This window comes from Azospirillum sp. TSH64 (assembly GCF_003116035.1).
Lineage (GTDB): Bacteria > Pseudomonadota > Alphaproteobacteria > Azospirillales > Azospirillaceae > Azospirillum.
Genome location: NZ_LGQW01000015.1, coordinates 596,212 through 618,363, shown reverse-complemented (window position 1 = coordinate 618,363; position 22,152 = coordinate 596,212). Strand labels below are relative to the sequence as shown.

The 22,152-nt window shown below is 69.6% G+C and carries 16 protein-coding genes; 9 read left to right on the top strand and 7 right to left on the bottom strand.

From position 1 onward, the window contains the following. The first annotated feature begins 9 nt into the window (after positions 1 to 9). Positions 10 to 408: a response regulator gene (locus tag TSH64_RS04265; protein ID WP_109095702.1), complete on the top strand. Its 399-nt coding sequence runs from the start codon at positions 10 to 12 to the stop codon at positions 406 to 408. A gap of 173 nt (positions 409 to 581) precedes the next feature. On the opposite strand, the gene TSH64_RS04260 is transcribed toward TSH64_RS04265, so the two are convergent. The 3 genes from TSH64_RS04260 to TSH64_RS04250 are packed head-to-tail and all read right to left on the bottom strand — an operon-like array spanning position 582 to position 2,748. After that, a complete protein-coding gene (locus TSH64_RS04260; RefSeq protein WP_109095701.1) occupies positions 582 to 1,283 on the bottom strand; it encodes a nitroreductase in 702 nt (233 codons plus the stop codon). After that, entirely contained in the window at positions 1,273 to 1,782 is a 510-nt protein-coding gene (locus TSH64_RS04255; protein ID WP_109095700.1) for an OsmC family protein, read from the bottom strand. The genes TSH64_RS04260 and TSH64_RS04255 overlap by 11 nt, the downstream gene beginning before the upstream one ends. Positions 1,783 to 1,797: 15 nt before the next feature. Further along, the gene (locus TSH64_RS04250; RefSeq protein WP_247872743.1) at positions 1,798 to 2,748 is read right to left on the bottom strand and encodes an AEC family transporter; all 951 of its coding nucleotides are present in this window, start codon (positions 2,746 to 2,748) and stop codon (positions 1,798 to 1,800) included. A gap of 379 nt (positions 2,749 to 3,127) precedes the next feature. Between TSH64_RS04250 and TSH64_RS04245 the strand changes: the two genes are divergently transcribed. The 7 genes from TSH64_RS04245 (at position 3,128) to TSH64_RS04215 (ending at position 14,088) form a co-directional block, all read left to right on the top strand. Continuing rightward, the gene (locus tag TSH64_RS04245; RefSeq protein ID WP_109095699.1) at positions 3,128 to 3,676 is read left to right on the top strand and encodes an AidA/PixA family protein; all 549 of its coding nucleotides are present in this window, start codon (positions 3,128 to 3,130) and stop codon (positions 3,674 to 3,676) included. Positions 3,677 to 3,934: 258 nt separating this feature from the next. Continuing rightward, complete coding sequence (gene bcsA / locus TSH64_RS04240; RefSeq protein WP_109095698.1) at positions 3,935 to 6,220, top strand: UDP-forming cellulose synthase catalytic subunit; 2,286 nt, start codon at positions 3,935 to 3,937, stop codon at positions 6,218 to 6,220. 65 nt (positions 6,221 to 6,285) lie between these two features. After that, positions 6,286 to 8,799 (top strand): cellulose biosynthesis cyclic di-GMP-binding regulatory protein BcsB, encoded by a 2,514-nt coding sequence (locus TSH64_RS04235; protein ID WP_247873347.1) that lies wholly within the window; start codon positions 6,286 to 6,288, stop codon positions 8,797 to 8,799. Further along, the gene (locus TSH64_RS04230) at positions 8,796 to 9,869 is read left to right on the top strand and encodes a glycosyl hydrolase family 8 (protein ID WP_109095696.1); all 1,074 of its coding nucleotides are present in this window, start codon (positions 8,796 to 8,798) and stop codon (positions 9,867 to 9,869) included. The genes TSH64_RS04235 and TSH64_RS04230 overlap by 4 nt, the downstream gene beginning before the upstream one ends. After that, positions 9,866 to 11,692: a hypothetical protein gene (locus TSH64_RS04225; RefSeq protein WP_109095695.1), complete on the top strand. Its 1,827-nt coding sequence runs from the start codon at positions 9,866 to 9,868 to the stop codon at positions 11,690 to 11,692. Before TSH64_RS04230 ends, TSH64_RS04225 begins: the two co-directional genes overlap by 4 nt. A gap of 31 nt (positions 11,693 to 11,723) precedes the next feature. Further along, positions 11,724 to 12,401, top strand: coding sequence for a cellulose biosynthesis protein BcsN (gene bcsN / locus TSH64_RS04220; protein WP_247872742.1), 678 nt, complete (start codon positions 11,724 to 11,726; stop codon positions 12,399 to 12,401). A gap of 13 nt (positions 12,402 to 12,414) precedes the next feature. Beyond that, positions 12,415 to 14,088: a tetratricopeptide repeat protein gene (locus TSH64_RS04215; RefSeq protein WP_109095694.1), complete on the top strand. Its 1,674-nt coding sequence runs from the start codon at positions 12,415 to 12,417 to the stop codon at positions 14,086 to 14,088. Between the two features lie 7 nt (positions 14,089 to 14,095). Here the strand turns inward: TSH64_RS04215 and TSH64_RS04210 are convergent, their stop codons facing one another. From TSH64_RS04210 to TSH64_RS04200, 3 genes are all read right to left on the bottom strand, one after another. Next, on the bottom strand, positions 14,096 to 17,587 hold the full coding sequence (locus TSH64_RS04210) for an indolepyruvate ferredoxin oxidoreductase family protein (RefSeq protein ID WP_247872741.1): 3,492 nt from the start codon (positions 17,585 to 17,587) through the stop codon (positions 14,096 to 14,098). 171 nt (positions 17,588 to 17,758) lie between these two features. Continuing rightward, positions 17,759 to 19,396: a GMC family oxidoreductase N-terminal domain-containing protein gene (locus TSH64_RS04205; RefSeq protein WP_109452258.1), complete on the bottom strand. Its 1,638-nt coding sequence runs from the start codon at positions 19,394 to 19,396 to the stop codon at positions 17,759 to 17,761. A gap of 151 nt (positions 19,397 to 19,547) precedes the next feature. Beyond that, positions 19,548 to 20,456 carry a LysR family transcriptional regulator gene (locus tag TSH64_RS04200; RefSeq protein WP_109095692.1) on the bottom strand — a complete coding sequence of 303 codons (909 nt, stop codon included), beginning with the start codon at positions 20,454 to 20,456 and terminating at the stop codon, positions 19,548 to 19,550. A gap of 122 nt (positions 20,457 to 20,578) precedes the next feature. Here TSH64_RS04200 and TSH64_RS04195 point away from each other — a divergent pair, with 122 nt between their 5' ends. Next, positions 20,579 to 21,235, top strand: coding sequence for a DsbA family protein (locus TSH64_RS04195; protein WP_109095691.1), 657 nt, complete (start codon positions 20,579 to 20,581; stop codon positions 21,233 to 21,235). A 14-nt stretch (positions 21,236 to 21,249) separates the two neighbouring features. Here the strand turns inward: TSH64_RS04195 and TSH64_RS04190 are convergent, their stop codons facing one another. Continuing rightward, positions 21,250 to 22,131 carry a DMT family transporter gene (locus TSH64_RS04190; RefSeq protein ID WP_109095690.1) on the bottom strand — a complete coding sequence of 294 codons (882 nt, stop codon included), beginning with the start codon at positions 22,129 to 22,131 and terminating at the stop codon, positions 21,250 to 21,252. Positions 22,132 to 22,152 lie beyond the last annotated feature (21 nt).

Here is a 22,152-nt window from a genome sequence, read left to right as displayed (position 1 = left end):
AGAAGAACAATGAAGATACTGATCATAGAGGATGAATTCCTGATCGCCGAGGGCGTGTCGCTGACTTTGCAGTCGGCCGGCCATGCGGTGACGGGAATCGCCGATGATCTGCCGACCGCTCTTGCCCTTGCCGGGCAGGAGAGGCCGGACATGGCCTTCGTCGACATCAAGCTGGCCAACGGCTCGAACGGGCTCGACGTCGCCCGCGCCTTGAAGGCGATGGGGATCGCTTGCGTCTTCGCCACCGGCAACCCGCCCAACAAGGCGCAGGCCGGCGGCGTCGGGCTGGGCTACATCGTCAAGCCCTTCTCGCCGCGCGTGCTGGTTCAGACCGCCGCCTTCGTCGCCGGCATGCTGTCGCCCTGCGCGCCGTCCGCGGCGGCGCCCCACGGGTTCGTGACGCTCTAACAGGGTGCGGAAAAAGGCTTTTGCGTCGCGAGGGAGGGGGCTTTTCGGCAAGATTAGGAAAGGCCGAAGCAAGATACTGGTGGTATCTTGCAAGGTCTTGACGCGAGATTGCCGGAAAGAACCCGACCGCAGCAGCAAAATGGTTTTCCCGCACCCTGCTAAGGACGCTGTGCTCAGAATCCGGTGAAGCGGGTGAAGCCCTCGGCCGGTTCGCGCTCCGTCGGGAAGTTGTTTTCCGGTGCCGACCAGTCGGCGAAGCCCAGCGCCATGCCGCTGGCGATGATCTCCGTGTCGGGCAGGCCCAGATGCCGCGCAGTGATGGCGTGGCGGTAGCAGAAGGCGGCCTGGGGGCAGGTCTCCAGCCCGAAGCCGCGGGCGACGATCATCACGTTCTGCATGAACATGCCGAGGTCGAGCCACGCCCCCTTGCCCATGTCGCGGTCGATGGTGAAGAACAGTCCGACCGGCGCGCCGAAGAACAGCCAGTTCCGGCCATGCTGGCGCGCCATCCGCCCGCGGTCGCCCTTGCCGATGCCGATGGAGCCGTAGAGCGCCCAGCCCACCGCCCGCCGGCGGCCCAGATAGGGCTCCCGCCAGGTTTCGGGGTAATAGGGATATTCCGGCACCTCCGGCTCCCCGGCCTCATGGGCGGCCAGCAGCTCCGCCGACAGGGCGGCGCGCGCCTCCCCGGCGATGGCGTGGACCTTCCAGGGCTGGATGTTGGAGCCGCTAGGCGCGCGGGCGGCGAGGTCGAGGATGTGCCGCACCGTCTCCCGCTCCACCGGCGTGGCCAAAAAGGCGCGGATGCTGCGCCGGCCCGCGACGTCGTCGAGGACGGGCAGGGCGTTTTGCGAGGGCAGGGAGTCAGCGCTCATCGCCGGCCGCCTCTCCCCCCATTTCTCCCTCGACCTCCACCGCCGGTTCGTGCCGGACCGGGAAATTGACGGACCGGGCGATGAAGCATTTCTCCGCCGCCTCGTGGTGCAGGGCCAGCGCCTTGGCGGCGTCGGATCCCGGCGCCAGCGTCACCCGCGGGCGCAGGACGACGGCGGTGAACTGGCCGCCGCCGTCGGCCTCCTCCTCCATCTCGCCGTCTGCGTCGTCGCTGTAGCCGGTGACGACGATCCCGGCGGCCGAGCAGAGATGCAGGTACCAGAGCTGGTGGCAGGAGGACAGGGCGCCGACCAGCATCTCCTCCGGGTTCCAGCGTGCCGGATCGCCGCGGAAGGCCGCGTCGGAAGTGGCGGGGATCGCCGGCTTGGTCCCGGCGCTCAGCGTGTGGTCGCGGCTGTAGGCCCGGTAGGACGAGGTGCCGGTGCCGAGATTGCCGGTCCAGTCGAGCCGGACGGCATAGCGGTGTTCCCTGTGCGCCATGAATCTCCTCCCAATCTACTGCATCACGAACATCAATAGCGCCGGCAGGCCGACGAAGGCCATGGCGGTGGACCCCAGCACCATGCCGGCGACATCCTCCGGCGCGTTGCCGTAGCGCAGCGCCCAGAGATAGTTGAAGACGGCCACCGGCATCGAGCTTTGCACCAGCACCACGCCGCGCGCCGCCCCGGTCAGCCCCATCGCCCAGGCCACCAGAAGCCCCATGGCGAAACCGGCGGCCAGCCGGAATGCCGACATCGACAAAGCGCGCACCGCGCCGGAGAGGCGAAGCTTCGACAGCGCCACACCCAGCGAGAACAGCATCAGCGGCACGGCGCAGTTGCCCAGCAGCGTGGTGGTGTTGCCGATCCACACCGGCAGCGGCAGTTCGGCGAGCTGGATCGCCACCGCCGCCGCCACTGCGTAGATCGTCGGGGTGCGCGCCATCTGTCCCAGGTCGAAGCGCCCGGCGGCCAGCGCCGGCCCCAGCGTGAACTGCCCCACCGACATCACCGCATAGAACAGCACGGCGAGGCTCAATCCGTTCTCCCCGAAGGCGAACAGGCAGACCGGCAGCCCCAGGTTGCCGGCGTTGGGGAAGGCCATCGCCGGCACATAGACCCGCAGCGACAGCCCCGACGCCAGCAGCACCGGGACCGACGCCAGCGCCGTCAGCGCCATGCACAGCGTCGCCGCCAGCGCCATCTCCCCCATCACGTCGGCGGACAGGTGCAGCCGGGTCAGGGCGGAGAAGACCAGGCAGGGCGACGACACGTTGATCGCGAAGGTGGTGATGAAGGCGCTGTCGTAGGGCAGCTTCCCGCGGGTCCAGCCGTAACCGAGTGCCGCCACCACGAAAACCGGGGCCAGCACGGCGAAGGCGTCGGACAGAAGGGCTGAGATGGGCATGGAGACGGACGGAACCCTGCGCTGCAACAGGTGGGTGGGCGGACTGTCAGCCACCATGGCGGCATTCCCGCCCGCCGTCATCCCCCCAAGCCCAAGCCGGGACGCAGGGCAGCCGCGCGGCAGGGATCGGATGCCGCCGGGTAGGGCGGCAGCGGCGCCAGCCCTGGAAAGCATCCCAGTTGGCGCAATGGTATGCAAATTTCGGCTCGCATTCAAATGTAATCGCCGATGAACACAATAGTAATTTTTTAAATTTGCAATGAGCCCCAATGAGTACGAAGGAAAATTATTATTTGTTTTTGTTTTGTTACTAACAATCTCATTATGAATTTTCAGATTCATTTTGAATCGTCGGTTGCGTTTTTCGTCTGATTAAATCAACTTAACAAGCGGCAGATTTGCCTAAACATAATTTAACGTAAAAGGATGATGGAAAATGTCAACTGTGAATATCGAGGTCGTCGTTGATGCTCAGACGATTTACAACACCTATCAAAGCAATCTGGGTTCTTTCGCGAGCCCGACGCCAATCGCGCACGAATACATTTATATGGTGACGCAGCCCGTGTTCGTGACGTCGACCACGCCGACGACCCAGGCGACGGCGGATCTGAACATCACCTGCAACGTCGGCGACAACGTTCGCTGGACCTTCTCGACGCTGTCGCAGGAGGTCGCGATGTACGCGCTGCCCTACCAGATCTCGACCTTCGCCGGAACCAACGTCATGTCGACGCCGCTGCCGATCATGCTCCAGCCGGACGAACCGATCATGACGCTGCCGGTCCCGGCGGCCGGCCCCGCCTATACGGGGGCCACGCAGTACGACTATATCATGCAGGCAACCATCACCAACAACGACGCCGGCACCGCGGAGCAGTACAAGGTCTACTTCATGCTGGTGCAGGCGAGTTCCTCGGGCGGCCTGACCACGGTCGGCTATTTCTCCTGGGATCCGACCATCACCGTCAATCCGCCGGCGTAATCGGTCCTGATCGATCCCCCTGATCGGGGGGGCCGGGCCGCGCGGCGGGATGCTGCGGCCCGGCCCTCCCGAGTCGCAGCACTCCCGGTGAAGCGCCGCCGGTTCGGAGGACGGCCAGCGTTGCGATTTCGATGACACAGGTCCGGAGAAATACGGCTTTTTAGAAAGCTTCATCACAAGTCAGTAACGATTTGTAACGAAGCTTGAGCCATAAGGGGGCACCCACTAGGGTGCAATGGCCCCATTCTGCGGATCCGCATGACAACCTCGCCCGGCGCCAAGACCGTTGTTCGGCCCCTGAACAATAAGGCGCAGCAATCCAAGCGACAGCCGAACCTGAACAGCCGCCGATTCTCCCTGCGTTCGGTTCTGCTCTGGATTCTATTGTTGCTGTCGGCGGGTTTGTTTCTTGCGCTGGCCGCCTTACCCGTTGGAAGATTTGCAAGCGCCGCCATCTCGGCCGGCGTGGTGGCCGCCGCCTTCGTGCTCGGGCGCTTCGCCCAGCGCTTCTGGCATGCCCGCACGCTGACCGTCCTGCTGCTGGCCTTCGTCACCTTCCGCTATTTCTTCTGGCGGCTGACCGGCACGCTGCCGCCGGTGGACGATCTGGTGAATTTCGTTCCCGGCGTGACCCTGTTCGCGGCCGAGGCGCTGTCCTTCGTCCTGTTCCTGACCTCGCTGTTCGTCATCATCGACCCGCTCGCCCGCGAACCGTCGGAGCCGACGGGCGATCCCGCCTTCTGGCCCAGCGTCGACGTCTACATTCCCTCCTACAACGAGGAGCCGGAGCTGCTGGAGACGACGCTGGCCGCCGCGGTCTGCATCGACTATCCGCGCGACAAGCTGCACGTCTATCTGCTGGACGACGGCGGCACCGACCAGAAGCTGGCCCACAGCGATCCGGAGCAGGCCGCGGCGGCTTCGGCCCGGCGGGAGACGCTGACCGCGCTGTGCGAACGGTTGCAGGTCACCTACATGACCCGGCCGCGCAACGAGCATGCCAAGGCCGGCAACATCAACCACGCCTTTCACAAGACGTCCGGCGATCTGCTGCTGATCCTGGATGCCGACCATGTGCCCACCGTGGGCATCCTGAAGGCGACGGTCGGCTTCTTCCAGCAGGACCCCGGCCTGTTCCTGGTCCAGACCCCGCATTTCTTCGTCAATCCCGACCCGGTCGAATACAACCTCGGCACCTTCGAGCGGATGCCGAGCGAGAACGAGATGTTCTATTACTCGATCCAGCCCGGGCTGGACCGCTGGAACGGCTCCTTCTTCTGCGGATCCGCCGCCATCCTGCGCCGTGCGGCGCTGGAGGAGGTCGGCGGCTTCAGCGGCGACACGGTGACGGAGGATTGCGAGACCGCGCTGGAGCTGCATTCGCGCGGCTGGCGCAGCGTCTATCTGCCGCGCCCGCTGATCGCCGGGTTGCAGCCGGAGACCTTCGACAGCTTCATCGCCCAGCGGTCGCGCTGGACCCAGGGCATGATCCAGCTGTTCCTGCTGAAGAACCCGCTGTTCAAGCGCGGCCTGACCGTCTCGCAGCGGCTGTGCTACCTCAGCACCATGCTCTACTGGTTCTTCTGGTTCTGGCGGCCGATCTTCCTGCTGTCGCCGCTGTGCTATGCCCTGTTCGGGCTGGAGATCTACCGCATCAACCTGCCCGACTTCGGCTGCTTCGTCATCCCGCACGTCTTCGCCGCCGCCTTCCTGTCGCAGTTCCTGCACGGGCGGATGCGCTGGCCGCTGTTCTCGGAGCTGTACGAGTATCTGCAATCCTTCCACGTCTCCCGCGCGGCGCTGGCGACGCTGATCCGGCCGCGCGACCCGGTGTTCAAGGTGACCGCCAAGGGCCAGTCGGTGGAGGAGGACGGCTTCTCGCCGCTCGCCACCCCCTTCATCGTCACCACGCTGCTGCTGGCGGCCGGGCTGGCGGCCTGCGCATGGCGCTATTCCATCTTCCCCGAACACCGGGCGGCCATCGTTCCGGTGGCGGTGTGGTGCTCGCTGAGCCTGCTGCTGGCGCTGGGCGGCCTCGCCGTCGTCTATGAGCGCAAGCGCGTCCGCCGGCAGGAACGCTTCACCGTCGACCGCTCCGCCGTGCTGAAGTTCGAGGACGGCACCGTCATCGACCTGACGGTCGCCGACGTGTCGGCTGGCGGCGTCGGGCTGATCGTCGATCCGAAATGGCGCGAGCTGCTGAGCCGGCCCGACCAGACGCCGGTGCTGACCATCGCCGCGACGGAGACGGAGGCGGCGACCACCACCGGCGTCCGCTTTTTCCGCATCGAGATGCACAACGGCGAACTGGCGGTCGGCGCCGGCTTCGCCCCACGCGACCGCCAGGACATCGTGGAGATGGCGCGCTTCGTCTTCGGCAACAGCGTCGGCTGGGACATCTTCCTCGACCGCAAGCGGGTGGCCGCCCCGACCTTCTTCGGCGGCCTGCTGTTCTTCGCGACCCGCGTGGTTCCGCGGCTGGGCCATGTCCTGCTGGCACTGCCGGGCGCGCTGCGCCGCATCCTGACCTTCCAGGCTCCGTAACGGCGATGGCGGGTATGGGCAAACAGACCGGCGGGGGCCGGATGCTGCGGGCGTCGCCACGGAGGGTGTTGGCGGCCCTGAGCGCGCTGCTGTCGCTGTGGATCGGCGTTTGGGCCGGGCCGGCGCTGGCCGCCGACCGCCGGGTGATCCCGCTGTCGAACCTGCGCGACGGTCAGCCCGAGGTCACGCTGCATGGCGAAACGGAGACGGTGGCGCTGCGCGCCGTCCTGCCGCCGGTGATCGGGCTGACCAGCGCCGTGCTGACGCTGACCTACGAGAACGGCATCGACATCCTGCCCGAAAAGGGATCGATGTCGGTCTTCATCAACGGCTCTCCGGTGGCGGACCTGCCGCTCGCCGCCTTCCGCGGGCCGGTCAACGCCTCCATCACGCTCCCCGGCAGCCTGATCCGCCCCGGCGAGAACCAGATCGTCTTCCAGACCAGCGCCCAGCACCGCGCCATCTGCACGGTCCGCGGCACCTACGATCTGTGGGCGCGGGTCAACCTCGCCGCCTCGTCGCTGACGCTGATGTCCGACGGCGGCGTGCCGGAGCCGGACCTCGCCATGGTGCGCCAGCTTCTGGCCTCCGCCGACCGGGCGCGGGAGCCGCTGGCCATCGTCCAGCCCGGCAGCGAGATCGACGCCGACCATCTCGGCTGGGGCTCCATGGTGGCGCAGTCCTACGGCCTGCTGCTGGGCGACCAGACCCCGCGGGTGGTGGCGGTGCCGGTCAAGCCCGCCGGCACTCCTCCCGGTGCTCCCGCCCCGATGCTGGAAAGCCTGCCGCTGCCGGGCGGCAAGAACATCCTGATCGGCACCCGCGACCGCCTCGCTCCCCTGCTGGGCGAGGTGCGGGCCGCCGCCATCGGCGGACCCTTCCTCGGCGTCTATCCCTATGCCGTCAACAAGGGCGGACCTGAAGGCAGCGGCGCCGGCGGCGGCGCATTCGTCGCGGTCGCTTCGGGGCGGACCCAGCAGGAGGTCGATCAGGCGGTGATGCGGCTGGCCGACGTGACCCGGCCGCTGCCGACCCAAACGGCGATGATCGTCACCGACGCGGCGGTCCCGGCCGCGCCGCCGGCCCCGCCGGTGCAGGCGGAGGGGCGCTACCGCCTGTCGGACCTCGGCTTCCAGACGGTGCAGCACAGCGGCTACCGCTACACCGGCCGCTTCGGCCTGACCCTGCCGGCCGGCTTCGCCCCGGTCAGCGACCGCTCCATCCTGTTCCACGTCAATGCGGCGTTCGAGGGCAATCTCGGCCCCGGTGCGGTGCTGAACGTCCGGGTCAACGGCAAGTCGGCCGGCGCCATGGAGATCGACAAACGCTCCAGCGGCATCATCGACAATGGCGAGATGCCGCTGCCGATGGCGCTGTTCCGTCCCGGCCCCAACCTGATCGAGCTGGAGGCGGAGCTGCCGCCGGCCGGCGGCACCGACTGCGTCTTCGCGGTGCGGCGCCCGACCTTCACCCTGCTGGACAGCTCCAGCATCGAGATCCCCGGCTTCGCCCGTCTGGTCACGCTGCCGAGCCTGGGCGGCTTCGCCAACACCGCCTTTCCCTATGGCGGCACCGCCGGGGGAGAGCAGGCGCCGCCCTTCGATCTGGTCGTCGTCGGGCGCGACCCCGCCTGGTTCGGCGCCGCCTGGAGCCTGACCGCCAAGCTGGCGCAGCGGGCCGGCGACCTGATGGCGGTGGTGCCCTACACCGGCTGGGACGGGCTGCCGAACGACAACGCGCTGATCGTCGGCCCGGTCGCGGCGCTGCCGCAGGCGGTCTTCACCTCGGCCCCGCTGCCGGCCGACCGGCTGGCCGGTCTCTTGGAGGCCGGCGCCCTGATCGCCCAGGCCAAGGCGCGGGGCGAGCCGATGGCGGCATCCGACCGCCGCGCCCTGGCCGACCGGCTGCGGCTGGGCTGGTCCGGCACCGCCGCCCGTCCGGGACCGGCGCGGCCGGGGGGCGTGCCGCAGGGGCTGGGGCAGCAGATGGGCATCGCGGGCTCGGCGCTGGCCGCCGACGGCGGTGCGGCCAACCGTTGGCAGCGGATGGCGGGCGACGCCAAGGACCCGGCCGCCACCGGGCGCGGCTGGGTGCCCGACTGGGCGCGGCGGGTGATGGCGGCGGCGGCGCGCTACATCAACAGCTGGACGGTGGAGGAGGCGCCGGTCGACGTGGTGGCGCTGACCGAGAATGCCGAAACCCTGCCGGAGGCAGCGCTGCTGCAATACCGCGCGCCGGGGGCCGAGCCGCTGACCTGGACGCTGCTGACCGCGGCGGATCCGCGCGCCGTCGACCGTGCCATGCGCAGCCTGGGCGAGGCCGGCCTGTGGGACAAGCTGCGCGGCGGCGGGGCGCTGTGGAGCAGTGCTGCGCCGGCCATCACCACGCTGGAGGTGTCGCGTCCCTACCAGATCATTCTCAATCCCTTTGACATCGGCAACCTGATCCTGATTCTGGCCCGCAACCTGTCGCAGCGGATCGAGCTTCTGTTCGCCCTGCTGCTGGGGACGGCGGTGGTGCTGACGGTCAGCATGCGCCTTCTGCTGAAGAGCGGGCATCGGGAACGGAGCGGGTCATGACGTCCCCTGTCGGAACATCGCGGCGCGGCATGCTGGCCGGGACGGCTGCCCTCGGGCTGGCCGCGGCACTGCCGGCGGCATCGCGTGCCGCCCCCTATGACGGGGCGGCGTGGCGCCGCTATGCCGAGCGTTTCCTGCTGCCGGAAGGCCGCATCGTCGACACCGGCAACAAGGGCATCAGCCATTCCGAAGGGCAGGGCTACGGCATGCTGCTGGCGGTGGCCGGGGGCGACCGCGCCGCCTTCGACCGGCTGTGGGGCTGGACCCAGCGCGTATTGATGGTGCGCGGCGACGGGCTGGTGGCGTGGCGCTGGACGCCCGACGGCGGGGTCGCCGACCGCAACAACGCATCCGACGGCGACATGCTGATCGCCTGGGCGCTGCTGCGCGCCGCCGAGACCTGGCAGGCGGAGGCCTACCGCACCGCCGCCGCCGCCATCGTCAAGGCGCTGGCCGCCGGGCTTCTGGTGGAGCAGGCCGGGCTGACCGTGCTGCTGCCGGGTCGCGACGGCTTCCGCAAGGGCGAGACGCTGGTCCTCAACCCCAGCTACTGGATTTTTCCCGCCATCCGCGCCTTCGCCGCCCTTCCGGGGGGCGAGCGCTGGGGCAAGCTGTCGGATTCCGGGCTGGTGTTGCTGTCGAAGGCGCGCTTCGGCGGCTTCCAGCTGCCGCCGGACTGGATGACGCTCGACGCCGCCGGAACGGTGGGCATCGCCGATGGCTTCAAGAAACAGTATGGCTACGACGCCGTGCGGGTGCCGCTCTATCTGGCGATGGATGGCTACCGCGATCCCTATTACTTCCGCCCCTTCGCGACGCTGGCAACGAAATTTGGGGCCACCAAATATGGCGGCTCGGCGGTCCCCGCCACCGTGTCGCTGCCGGGCGGCACCACCACGCAGGTGGCGGCGTCGGTCGGCATGCTGGCGGTCTACCGGCTGGCCTGCAAGCTTGCCGGGGCCGGCGACGCCGTGACGGTGCCGCCGCTGGCGCCCGACGAGGATTACTACTCCACCACCTTGGCCCATCTGTCCGCGCTGGCGGCGCAAAGCCTGGGGATCGATCCGTGACCCGTCCTCTCCTCCTGTCCGCCCTCATCCTCGCCGCCACCGCCATCGGCGGCGGGTCGGATGCCTGGGCGCAGTCGAACGGCGGCGCCCGCGCGCTGGCTCCCGGCGTGAAGGTGGAGGTGGCGCCGGCTCCCGGCAGCGGCTCCGCCCCCGCCGCCGGCAAGGTGGACGAGACGGCGCTGCGCTATTATGCCCGCATCGGCGACGGCGAGCGGATGGAGGCGGAGATCGCCCGCCTGCGCGCCCTCGATCCCGGCTGGGAACCGCCCAAGGATCTGTTCGCGCCGCAGCCGGCCGCCACCGGCGTCGACGAAAGCCCGTTCTGGTCGCTGCTGTCCGCCGGCAAGGTGGCGGAGGCGCGGGCCGCCATCGCCGAGCAACGGCGCAAGTCGCCGTCCTGGCAACCGTCCGACAAGCTTCTCCAGGAACTCGACCTCGCCGAGAGCGCCGGGCGCATCCGCTCGGCCAGCGACACCAAGCGCTGGCAGGAGGTGGTCGATGCCGCCGCCGCCCAGCCGGAGGCGGTGGCCTGCAACCGGCTCGACAATGCATGGCGTCTGGCGGAGGCTTATGCCGAGCTGAAGCAGACCGACCGCGCCTTCGACACCTACAAGACCATCGTCACCACCTGCCCCAAGGCGAAGGAGCGGCGCGACACCATCTTCAAGGCGTCGCGCCATCTCAGCCCGGAACGGCTGCGCGAGCTGTCGGCGCTCGGCGCCACCGCCAACCCGGCGACGGGGGAGGACTACTCCGCCGTCCGCAGCGCCGAGGCGGAGCTGGAGACCGGCCGCCTGCTGGAGCGGCTCGGGAACGCGAAGCCCGGCGCCCTGTCGGCGGCCGACCTGTCGCGCGTCCAGGGCATCGTCCGCGACAAGCAGGACGCCGACGGCGCCATCGCGCTCGGCTGGTATTTCCAGAAGCAGAAGAATTTCGCCGAGGCGCAGGGCTGGTTCACCCAGGCCAACGAGTGGACGCCGTCGGACAAGGCGGCGGAAGGGCTGGTGCTGGCCTACAACGGCTTGGGCGACAAGGCGCAGGCCCGTGCCGCCGCCGCCCCGTGGAAGGGCAAGTCGAGCCGCATCGACCAGGCGCTGAAGGCGGTGGACCCGCCGCGCGGCCCCGCCGGCCCCGGCGGCGGACGCAGCGCACCGCAGGGCCCGAGCGAGCTTGACCGCGCGCTGGCCCGCCATGACTTCGCCGCGTGCATCAGCATCATCCGCGGCACCATCGCGAAAAGCGGCCCGACCGCCGCCCTGTTGCAGCAGCGCGGCTGGTGCCTCTTGGAACTGAAGCGCCCCTCGGAAGCCGAGGCCGCCTTCGCCGAGGCGCAGACCCTGGCCGCCCGCGAACCGGCAAAAGGCGGGGCTTCGGCGACGGGAACCGCGCCCGGAAAGGCGGGCAGCCGCAGCCCCGCCGCGTCGGGCCTGCCGCAGACGGCGACGCCGGCCCAGGAGAACGCCTATGGGCAGGCCATCGCGCGGCTGGCGACCGGCGACGTGACTGGCCTGACCCGCGACCTGCCGCGTGCCAATCTGACCGCGACGCAGCGGGCGGAAATCCGCGCCTCGCTGATGGCGACGGAGGCCGGCCGGGCGCTGGAGGACAAGCGTTACAACGACGTGCTGCGCCTGCTCGACGCCCGCAAGGAGCTGGAGCCGGAGCCGCGCAACCTCGGCATCGTGCGCGGCTGGGCGCTCTACAACCTGATGCGCTTCGACGAAGCCTACGTCCAGTTCAAGTCCATCGACGACCGGCTGAGCACCGAGGAATCGCGCGAAGGCCTCTCCACTGCCTGGAAGACGATCTACCATGACTGGTAAGGAAGCCCCGATGGCCGTAATGGAGATGGCCGTGACCCCGTTTCACCGGACCGCGGGACGCGCCGCGCTGTGGGCGGCGCTGGCGGCGGCCACGCTGCTGACCTCCGGCTGCGCCGGCTGGGTCCGCGACAACCTGACCCAGTCGGCCACCCCCTGGCGCCGCATCCAGCCGGCGGCTCTGCCGGTCACGCTGCCGGACAGCCGCGACTTCCCCATCGTCGCCGCCCGCATGCGCGACACCGGTACGGTCTACAAGACCTACAATGTGGCGCTGGGCAACCCGACCTCGCTGGCCGGGGAGAACCGCCTGACCGTCGACGTGCAGACGCTGCCGGACAGCCTGTTCGGCGCGCTGGTCCAGCCGCCGCGCGTGTTCCCGGTGCCGCTCTACACCATGGAAACGCTGACGGCGACGACCCGGCGCGAGTTTCCCGACATGAAGGTGAAGGTCGCCGACATCGCCCGCCGCAACCGCTACGGCGACTACGACTATGCGACCGCCCAGGACGCGGAGAACAGCTGTGTCCTCGCCTGGCAGCTGATCACCGACCACAAGCGGATGCTGCCGGAACGGATCGAGGCCGTCCGGCTGGAATACCGGGTCTGCGGCGTCGGCTCCAACATCCGGGCATTGCTGGCCCCCTTCGACGGCCTGACCCTGACCCTGCCGGAAACGATCCTGGAAGTGCAGGATCTGGGGGGACTTTAGGAGCGCGCCGGCGATGATCACGATATCCGAAGCCTTGCGCATCGCCGTCGGCCTGCACCAGGGCAACCGGCTGGCCGAGGCGGCGGACATCTACCGGAAGATCCTCCAGGCCGCCCCCGAGGTGGCCGACGCGTGGCACCTGCTGGGCGTGCTGCACCACCAGTCGGGCGAGCATGCCGAAGCGGTGCGGCTGATCGGCGAGGCGATCGGTCGGGATCCCCTGTGCGCCGCCTACCGCGACAATCTGGGCTCGGCGCTGCGGGCGGCGACGCAGGCCGCCCAGGCGGCCGGCCAGCACCGGGCGGCGCTGGCGCTTGACCCCGCCTGGGTCAAGCCGTTCGGCAACCTCGCCGGCGCCCTGACCGACCTTGGCGACGGAAGCGGAGCGGCCGAGGCGCTGCGCCGGGCCTTGCGGCTGGCGCCGGACACCGACGGCTACCTGCTGCGGCTCGGCGATTGCCTGTACGCCCAGGACCGGACGGCGGAGGCCGAGGCACACTACCGCCGGCTGGACGAGCTCCAGCCCGGCCGGCCCGACTGCCTGTACCGTCTCGGCCTGTGCCGGCTGGCGGCGAGCCGGGTGATGGGCGCCACCCTTGCCGCTGCCGGCCGGCTGGTCGACCGGGCTGCCCTGGCCGAGGCCATCGCGGCCTTCGCCCGTGCCGCCGACGGCGGCCATGGCGATGCCTGCCGGAACCTGTTCGGGACGGCGGTCGTCGCGATCCAGACCGGCGTGATGGACGACGCGACGCTGGAGCGGGTCGCCGCCGCCGCCCGCCGCCGGCTGATGGCGGAGCCGCGCGACAGCGTCGCCCTGTCGGTGGTCTGCTACGCCCTCTACCGGCGGCAGCGGCTCGCCCTTGCCGAGCGCTATTTCCGCAAGTTCGCCCGCCATTGGACGGCGGAAGACATCGCCGCCGATTTCGAGATGCTGCTGTGGTCGATGGTGCATGGCGGGCCGGCCTTCTTCGCGCGGCTGGCCGCCGAGCCGCCGCACTGCTTCGCCCGTGCCGCCCGCCGCATGCCGAAGGCCCCCAAGTCCGATGGCCGGCCGATCCTGCTGGTCGGCTGCGACGGCGGTTACTGGCGCCGCTTCGGCGCCGGCTTTCTCGAAAGCTGGCAAAACAAGGCCGCCTCCTGCGCCCTGCATGTCCATGTCGTCAACCCGCCGGCCGATGTCGAGGCCGAGTTGATGCGGCTGGCCGGCGACGGCCTGCCGCTGTCGGTCTCCTTCGAAGCCGTGGATCTCAGCGCCCTGCCGGAGCCGGTGCGGCTCACCTATTACGCCTCCGCCCGTTTCGCGGTGACGCAGCAGCTTTTGCGGGCGGGGGCGGGGCCGGTGATCCAGATCGATGTCGATGCGCTGCTGCTCGAAGATCCCGGCCTCGCCATGGCGGCGTGGCCGTCCTGGGACGTGGCGGTGATGCAGGACCGCCGGGGCCGCGGGCCCACCCGCGATTTCCTCGCCGGCTTCCTCGCCTTCAACCGCACACCGGCGGCACAGCGTTATCTCGACCTCGTCGCCGGCTATATCGGCCGGCATTTCGACGAGGGCCGGGCCTTCTGGGGGCTGGATCAGGCGGCCCCCTACTGCACCCACGACCATCTGGTCCGCAACGGCGAGGCGCCGGCCCTGATCCGCTTCGACTTTGAAGCCTTCCCCTTCCTGCATTTCCTCGAAAAGTAAGGCGGTCTCACGCCGCCTGTGCAGCCCGCTCGCGCAGCCGCTGTTCCAGCGCCCGCCAGCGCGGCTCGACCGCCTCCACCGCGCGCTGCTTGACCGGGCCGAAGCCGCGGATCTCCTGCGGCAAGGCCGCCAGCTCCACCGAGGTGGCGAGCCGGTCGGCCGACAGACGCTCGGCGATCTCTGCCACCGTCGCCTCAAAGCGGGCGACCAGGGCGCGCTCCATCTTCCGCTCCGCCGTGTAACCGAACGGGTCCAGCGCCGTGCCGCGCAGCTTTTTCATCGCCGCCAGCCCGCGGAACACCGGCAGGATCCAGCCGCCCAGCGCCATCTTGCGCGGCTCGCCATAGCCGTTGGTCTCGCGCGACAGCAGGGGCGGGGCGAGGTGGAAGACCGGCTTCCAGTCACCGTCGAAACGCTCCTCCAGGCTCTTGCGGAAGCTGGGGTCGCTGTGCAGGCGGGCGACCTCATACTCGTCCTTGTAGGCCATCAGCTTGAAGGCGCTGCGCGCCACCGCTTCCGACAGCGCCGTCGATCCGGGGGCGACGCGGGCCTCCGCCTGCCTTGCCCGCTCTACCAGCGCGCGGTAACGGTCGGCATAGGCGCTGTCCTGATAATCGGCCAGGAACGCCGCCCGCCGCTCGACGATGCTCGCCAGATCGGTGGCCGGCGCGTCCTCTTCCGCCCCCAGTGTCGCCAGCAGCTCCGGCCGGTGCGCCGCGAGGCGGCCGAAGGCGAAGGCGCGCAGATTGGCGGGCACGCCGGTGCCGTTCAGCTCGATGGCGCGGGTCAGCGCCTCCAGCCCGACCGGCAGCAGCCCCTTCTGGAAGGCGACGCCCATCAGGAAGACGTTGGCGAGGATGCTGTCGCCGAACAGCGCGGTGACCACCCGGTTGGCGTCCACCACCTCCACCCGCTCAGGTCCCGCGGCGCGGCGCAAGGATCGCAGCAGCGATCCGGCATCGGGCAGTTTGCGACCATCGCGGGTGAAGGCGCCGGTGGGGGCGACATGGGCGTTCGCCACCACCCGCGTGCGGCCCAGCCGCACCGTCTTCAGCGCGTCCGGCGAGGCCGCGACCACCGTGTCGCAGGCCAGCACCAGCTGCGCCTGTTTCGGATCGATCCGCGCCTGATTGAGCCGACCCGCATCCTCCGCCACCCGCAGATAGCTATAGACCGCGCCGCCCTTCTGCGCGAAGCCCATGAAGTCGAGCACCGAGGACGCCTTGCCCTCCAGATGCGCCGCCATCGCCAGCACCGCCCCGATGGTGACGATTCCGGTGCCGCCGACGCCGACGATGAGGATCTCGGCCGGGTCGGCACTGGCGGCAAGCTGCGGCAGCGGCAGCGCCGCCAGATCGTCGGCGAAGCGGGCGGCGACCCTGTCGGGGTTCGGCTTGCGCAATGACCCGCCGACCACCGAGACGAAGCTGGGGCAGAAGCCGTCGGCGCAGGAATAGTCCTTGTTGCAGCTGGACTGGTCGATCTGCCGCTTCACGCCGAATTCGGTCTGCTTGGGCTGCACCGACAGGCAGTTCGACTTCTTCCCGCAATCGCCGCAGCCTTCGCAGACCAGATCGTTGATCACCATCCGGCGCGCCGGGTCGGCCATGGTGCCGCGCTTGCGCCGGCGGCGCTTCTCCGCCGCACAGGTCTGCTCATAGACGATTGCCGTAACGCCGGAAATCTCGCGCATCTCGCGCTGGACGGCGTCGAGATCCTCACGGTGATGCACGGTGGCGAAGGGGGCGAGGCCGGACCGGCTGTCGTATTTCTCCGGTGCGTCGCTGACCACGGCAATGCGGGTGATGCCCTCCGCCGCCAACTGGCGGGTGATGGCGTCGACGGAGATCGGGCCGTCCACCGGCTGGCCGCCGGTCATGGCGACGGCGTCGTTGAACAGGATCTTGTAGGTGATATTGATCCTGGCGGCCACCGCCTGCCGGATCGCCAGCAGGCCGGAATGGAAATAGGTGCCCTCGCCCAGATTCTGGAAGATGTGCGGGCGCTTGCTGAAGGGCGCCTGCCCGATCCAGCTGACGCCCTCGCCGCCCATCTGGCTGAGCCCCACCGTGTCGCGGTCCATCCACGACGCCATGAAATGGCAGCCGATGCCGGCCATCGCCTTGCTGCCGTCGGGCACCTTGGTCGAGCTGTTGTGCGGACAGCCGGAGCAGAAATAGGGCGTGCGGGGCAGGGCAGGGGCGGCGGGCGCCTCGCCCGGCAGCAGCTCCGCCAGCCTTGCGGAGAAATCACGCTGGGGGAAGCGGTGGCGGATGCGCTCCACCAGCGCCTTGGCGACGATCCAGGGCCGCAACTCCCCGGTGGCGGGCAGCAGGGGCGCGCCGAACTCGTCGGTCTTGCCGACGACGGCACGCGGCCGTTCGCCGGCCGGCAAATGGAACAGCAGATCCTTCAGCTGGCTCTCGATGACCGGCGCCTTCTCCTCGACCACGAGGATTTCTTCCGCGCCGCGCGCGGCGGTCAGGGCGAAGTCGGGCTCCAGCGGCCAGGACAGGCCGATCTTGTGGACCGACAGCCCGATCTCCGCCGCTTCCGCCGGGCCGATGCCCAGCAGGCGCAGCGCCTCCATCAGGTCGAGATGCGCCTTGCCGGTGGTGACGATGCGCAGCCAGCCGCCACTCCCAAGGACAGTGCGGTCGATGCGGTTGACGCGGGCGAAGGCCTTCACCGCCGCGACCTTGGCGGCCAGCCGCTCTTCGATGGCGAGGCTGGGCAGGTCGGGCCAGCGGTAATGCAGGCCCCCCGGCGGCGGATCGAACGCCACCGGCAGGAAGCCGCGCTCCAGCGACGGCAGCCGGACGGTGGCCGAGCTTTCCACCGATTCCGAGATCGCCTTGAACCCGACCCAGGCGCCGGAAAAGCGCGACAGGGCGTAACCGTAGAGCCCGAAATCGAGATACTCGCGCACGCCCGACGGGTTCAGCACCGGCATCGACCAGGCGATCATCGCAAGGTCGCTCTGGTGCGGCATGCTGGAGGACACGCAGCCATGGTCGTCGCCGGCCACCGCCAGCACCCCGCCGCGCGGCGAGCTGCCATAGGCGTTGGCGTGTTTCAGCACGTCGCCGGAGCGGTCCACCCCCGGCCCCTTGCCGTACCACATGCCGAACACGCCATCGACGGTGGCCTCGCCCGAGGATTCGACCTGCTGGGTGCCCATGACGGCGGTGGCGCCCAGATCCTCGTTCACGCCGGGGACGAAGGTGATGGCGTGGGCGTCCAGATGCCGGCTAGCCTGCCACAGCGCCTGATCCAGCCCGCCCAGCGGCGAGCCGCGATAGCCGCTGACGAAGCCGGCGGTGTTCAGCCCCGCCCGCCGGTCGCTCTCCGCCTGGAGCAGCAGCAGACGGACCAGCGCCTGGGTGCCGGACAGATAGACCTGCCCCTCGGTGCGGCAGTAGCGGTCGTCGAGGCGATAGCTCCGGTCGATCTGCGCCTGTTCCGCCGCCACCTGCTCCGGCCGCAGACCTTTCGGCATGCCGTCCATCTCTCGTCCCCTCGGATTTCTTTTCTGGGGACAAGTCTGCGCCTTTCGCAGGCAAATGATTTTGCGGGTTGGCCGGGGATCGGGGGTGTTCGGAAAATCCTGTTGCGGATTGTTGACTGAGTCAGCGAAATTTTTGCGCGGCACCGGCCCGTCCGGACGGGGTCACCCCCGCAGGGCGGCGCGGCGGTCGGCCCGCATCAGGGCGGCACCGCGTTCGGCGATCATCACCGTCGGCGTGTTGGTGTTGCCCGACGTCAGCGTCGGCATCACCGAGGCGTCGATCACCCGCAGGCCGCGCACCCCCCTCACCCGCATCTCCGCATCGGTGACGGCGGTGGCATCGTCGGCGCCGCCCATCCGGCAGGTGCCGACCGGGTGGAAGATGGTGGTGCCGATGTCGCCGGCGGCCTGCGCCAGCTCCTCCTCGCTCTGGAAGCTGGGGCCGGGCTTGTATTCCTGCGGGTGGTAGGGGGCCAGCGCCGGCTGCGAGACGATGCGCCGGGTCAGCGCCAGCGCCTTGGCCGCCTTCGCCCGGTCGGCCGGATCGGACAGGTAGCAGGGGGCGATGGCCGGGTTGGCGCGATGATCGGCGCTGGTGATGCGGGTCCAGCCGCGCGACGCCGGGCGCAGGTCGCAGACGCTGGCGGTGAAGGCGGGGAAGCCGTGCAGCGGGTCGCCGAACTTCTCCAGCGACAGCGGCTGCACGTGATATTCCAAATCGGCGCTCCCGACCTCCGGCGACGATTTGGCGAAGACGCCGAGCTGGCTGGGCGCCATGGTCAGCGGCCCCTTGCGGAACAGCGCATATTCCAGCCCCATCATCGCCTTGCCGAACAGGTTGCCGGCCCGCTTGTTCAGCGTGACGATGCCGTCGACCTTGTAGATCATGCGCAGTTGCAGATGGTCCTGCAGATTGGCGCCGACGTCCGGCGCATCCAGCACCACCGGAATGCCGAGGGACTTCAGATGCGCCGCCGGGCCGATGCCGGAGCGCTGGAGGATCGCCGGGCTGCCGATCGACCCAGCGGCCAGCACCGTCTCGATCCTGGAGGTCGCCCGCGCCGGCTCGCCATTCACGGTGAAGCGGATGCCGGTGGCGCGGCCGTCGGCGATCTCCACCCGGTCGATGGCCGCGTCGATGGCGAGCTTCAGGTTCGGGCGGTCGAGGGCGGGACGCAGGAAGGCCTTGGCCGCGCTCCAGCGGATGCCGCCCTTCTGGTTCACCTCGAAGCTGCCGACGCCCAGATTGTCGCCGCGGTTGAAATCGTCGTTGCGGGGAATGCCGACCTGTTGCGCCGCCTCGGCGAAGCGGTCGAGCAAATCCCAGCGCAGCCGCTGCCGCTCCACCCGCCACTCGCCGCCGCTGCCATGCATCTCGTCGGCACCGCGCCAGTAATCCTCGCTGCCCTTGAAGACCGGCAGCACCTCTTTCCAGCTCCAGCGGCTGTCGCCGGTGAGGGCGGCCCAGTCGTCGTAATCGCGCGCCTGCCCGCGCATGGCGATCATGCCGTTGATCGACGAGCAGCCGCCCAGCACCTTGCCGCGGGCATAGTGGATGCTGCGGCCGTTCAGCCCCGGCTCGGCTTCCGTCTTGAAACACCAGTCGGTGCGCGGGTTGCCGATGCAGAACAGATAGCCGGCGGGGATGTGCAGCCACACCCAGCTGTCCTTGCCGCCGGCCTCCAGCAGCAGGACCGAAACGTCGGGATCGGCCGACAGCCGGTTGGCCAGCACGCAGCCGGCCGTGCCGCCGCCTGCGATGATGTAATCGAAGCTGCCGAAGTCGAGCACGCCCGCCATCCCGTCCGCCATCCGCGTCCCTCCCGAGGGGATCTGTTGATTTGTCAGGCATATTAGATTGCTGACCGGGCGGACGATCCAGAGAAATTTCGCCGCAGCGGGATCCGTCGCGGCGAACTCCCCCGGTCTCCCGCCCGCCCACTCCCGCCTCTCACCCCGCCATCCGCTGCCGCTCGCGCTCCGTCAGCAGATCGACGAAGGCCCGCACCTTGGTCGGGCGGTAACGGGCGGCCGGGAAGACGGCATGGATGCCGCCCGGCGGCAGGCTCCAGCCCGGCAGGAGGCGGACGAGCCGGCCGGACGCCAGATCGTCGGCCACGCAGTAATCCGGCAGGACCGACAGCCCGGCCCCCTCGCGCACCGCCTCCCGCACGGCGAAGGTGGCGTCCAGTGCGATGGATGCCCGCAGCGACACCGTGCGCATTTCTCCTGTCGCGGCGGTGAACTGCCAGCTCAGCGGGGTGCGCAGCACCGTGTTGGCGACGAAGGGCAGGGCGGCGATGTCGTCCGGCCCGGCACTCTCGCCGATCCGGGAGGCAAGCGCCGGGGTGCCGACCAGAAGCTGCTGGAAACTGCCGAACTGGCGGGCCTGAAGGCTGGTGTCGGCCAGCCAGCCGACGCGGATGGCGAGGTCGAAGGTGCCGCCGACGAGGTCGAGCGACTGGTCGGACAGGGCCATGTCGGCCTTGCAGGCGGGGTGGGCGGCGACGAAGGCGGCGATGGCCGGAACGACGACCGCGACCCCGTAATCGAAGGGGGCGGTCAGCCGCAGCAGCCCGGAGGGCGCCGCCGCGGTCTCCGCCAGCTCGCCGAAGGCATCCTCGGCCTCGCGCAGGATCACGACGCAGCGGCGGTGGAAAGCCATGCCGGCCTCGGTCGGCCTCACCTTGCGGGTGGTGCGGACCAGCAGGCTGGCCCCGACCTCCTCCTCCAGCTTCGCCACCTGCTGGCTGACCACCGCCTTGGTGATGCCCAGCCGTGCCGCCGCCGCGGTGAAGGAGCCGGTCTCCACCACCGCGGCGAAATAGGCGATGCGGTTCAGATGCCGGGGATCGCTCATCGGACGCCGGACGATTGTTTGCCAATGGCATACGATATGTCGGTTTTGTGCCAACTACCCAGCACAATCGGCCGCGGTTAAAGTTGAGTCCCATTGCCCATCGCCAGCCACGGATGCTTTTCATGAGCCGGACCAGGACCGTCACCTATCTGTTCGACCCGCTCTGCGGCTGGTGCTACGGCGCCTCGCCGGCCATCGCGTCGCTGTCGGAGGTCGGTGATCTTGCGCTGGAGTTGTTGCCGACCGGGCTGTTTTCCGGCGCGGGCGCCCGGCCGCTGGACGAAGGCTTCGCCGCCCATGCCTGGGCCTACGACCAGCGCATCCATGCTTTGACCGGGCAAATCTTCAGCGAGCGCTACCGCACCGGCGTCCTGGGCGACCGGAGCCAGAGGATCGACAGCGGCCCGGCGACGCTGGCCCTGACGGCGGTCGCACTGACGGCACCCGACCGCGAGTTCACAGCACTGGCCGCCATCCAGTCGGCGCGCTATGCCGACGGGCGCGACATCACCGCGGCGGCGACGCTGGCCGACATCCTGGCCGCTCTCGGCCTCGACGCCGCTGCGTCGCTCTTCGCCGAGGGGGCGGCCGAGGGGGTGGGGGAACTGACGGTCGCCGATGCCGCGCGGGTGGAGCGCGGCCGGCAGCTGATGGCCGCCCACCGCGCCAGCGGCGTGCCGACCCTGCTATTCGACGACGGATCGCACCGGCGCAAGCTCGATTCCGAAATCCTCTTCTCCAAGCCCGGCCGGCTGGCTGCCATTCTCAGCGCCGGCTGACCGCCGCACCTGTCTTACTTCCGGTTCACCAGCGCCACGCCGCAGACCGCCACCGCCATGCCGGCCAGCGCCGCGACGCCCAGCTTCTCGCCGAACAGCACCCAGGCGACGAGCGCCGTCACCGGCGGGGTCAAATAGAACAGGCTGGCGACCTTGGCCGCCGCACCGCGGCGGATCAGGGCGAACAGCAAGAAGATGGCGCCGACCGACAGCACGAAGCACAGCCACAGCAGGGCGAAGACGAACTCGCCCGTCCACTGCACCTGCATCGTCTCGGTCAGCGGAGCGACCACCGCCAGCACGACCGCGGTGGCGGCATATTGGATGGCGGTGCCGCTGCGCAGATCCATGCCGCCGCCGTGGCGCTTCTGGTACAGCGTGCCGAGCGTGATCCCGACCAGCGCCGCCATGGCATAGCCGATGCCGATCAGATGCTCGGCGTCGACCGACAGCTTCTCGCGCACCACCAGCCCGACGCCGGCAAGGCCGAGCAGCAGCCCGACCCATTGCCGGCCGCTGACCCGTTCGCCCAGCAGCGGGCCGGACAGGGCGGCGGTCAGCAGCGGCTGGATGCCGACGATCAGCGCGGTAACGCCGGCCGGCAGCCCATGGGCGATGGCGAGGAAGACGCCGCTGAGATAGACGCCGTGCACCAGCAGCCCGGCCAGCGCGATCCGTCCGGCGGTCGCCCAGTCCTGGGGCCAGGGCGCCCGGCTCGCCAGCGCCACCAGCGCCAGCACCACGGCGACCAGCCCCAGCCGGATCAGCAGGAAGGTCAGCGGCTCCACATAAGGCAGGCCGTATTTCGCGCCGATGAAGCCGGTGCTCCACAGCAGCACGAAAAGGCCCGGCATCAGGCGCAGCCAGCTCTGGCCGCCCGTCGCGGTCCCGCCCATTTTTTAAGTCCCTTCCCCGTC

Bases quoted from the DNA above. Each gene is read 5' to 3' on its own strand.
- TSH64_RS04190 (WP_109095690.1), bottom strand. From the start codon at position 22,131: ATGGGCGGGACCGCGACGGGCGGCCAGAGCTGGCTGCGCCTGATGCCG.
- TSH64_RS04260 (WP_109095701.1), bottom strand. From the start codon at position 1,283: ATGAGCGCTGACTCCCTGCCCTCGCAAAACGCCCTGCCCGTCCTCGAC.
- TSH64_RS04245 (WP_109095699.1), top strand. From the start codon at position 3,128: ATGTCAACTGTGAATATCGAGGTCGTCGTTGATGCTCAGACGATTTAC.
- bcsA (WP_109095698.1), top strand. From the start codon at position 3,935: ATGACAACCTCGCCCGGCGCCAAGACCGTTGTTCGGCCCCTGAACAAT.
- TSH64_RS04265 (WP_109095702.1), top strand. From the start codon at position 10: ATGAAGATACTGATCATAGAGGATGAATTCCTGATCGCCGAGGGCGTG.
- TSH64_RS04200 (WP_109095692.1), bottom strand. From the start codon at position 20,456: ATGAGCGATCCCCGGCATCTGAACCGCATCGCCTATTTCGCCGCGGTG.
- TSH64_RS04250 (WP_247872743.1), bottom strand. From the start codon at position 2,748: ATGGTGGCTGACAGTCCGCCCACCCACCTGTTGCAGCGCAGGGTTCCG.
- TSH64_RS04230 (WP_109095696.1), top strand. From the start codon at position 8,796: ATGACGTCCCCTGTCGGAACATCGCGGCGCGGCATGCTGGCCGGGACG.
- TSH64_RS04195 (WP_109095691.1), top strand. From the start codon at position 20,579: ATGAGCCGGACCAGGACCGTCACCTATCTGTTCGACCCGCTCTGCGGC.
- TSH64_RS04205 (WP_109452258.1), bottom strand. From the start codon at position 19,396: ATGGCGGGCGTGCTCGACTTCGGCAGCTTCGATTACATCATCGCAGGC.
- TSH64_RS04215 (WP_109095694.1), top strand. From the start codon at position 12,415: ATGATCACGATATCCGAAGCCTTGCGCATCGCCGTCGGCCTGCACCAG.
- TSH64_RS04255 (WP_109095700.1), bottom strand. From the start codon at position 1,782: ATGGCGCACAGGGAACACCGCTATGCCGTCCGGCTCGACTGGACCGGC.
- TSH64_RS04210 (WP_247872741.1), bottom strand. From the start codon at position 17,587: ATGCCGAAAGGTCTGCGGCCGGAGCAGGTGGCGGCGGAACAGGCGCAG.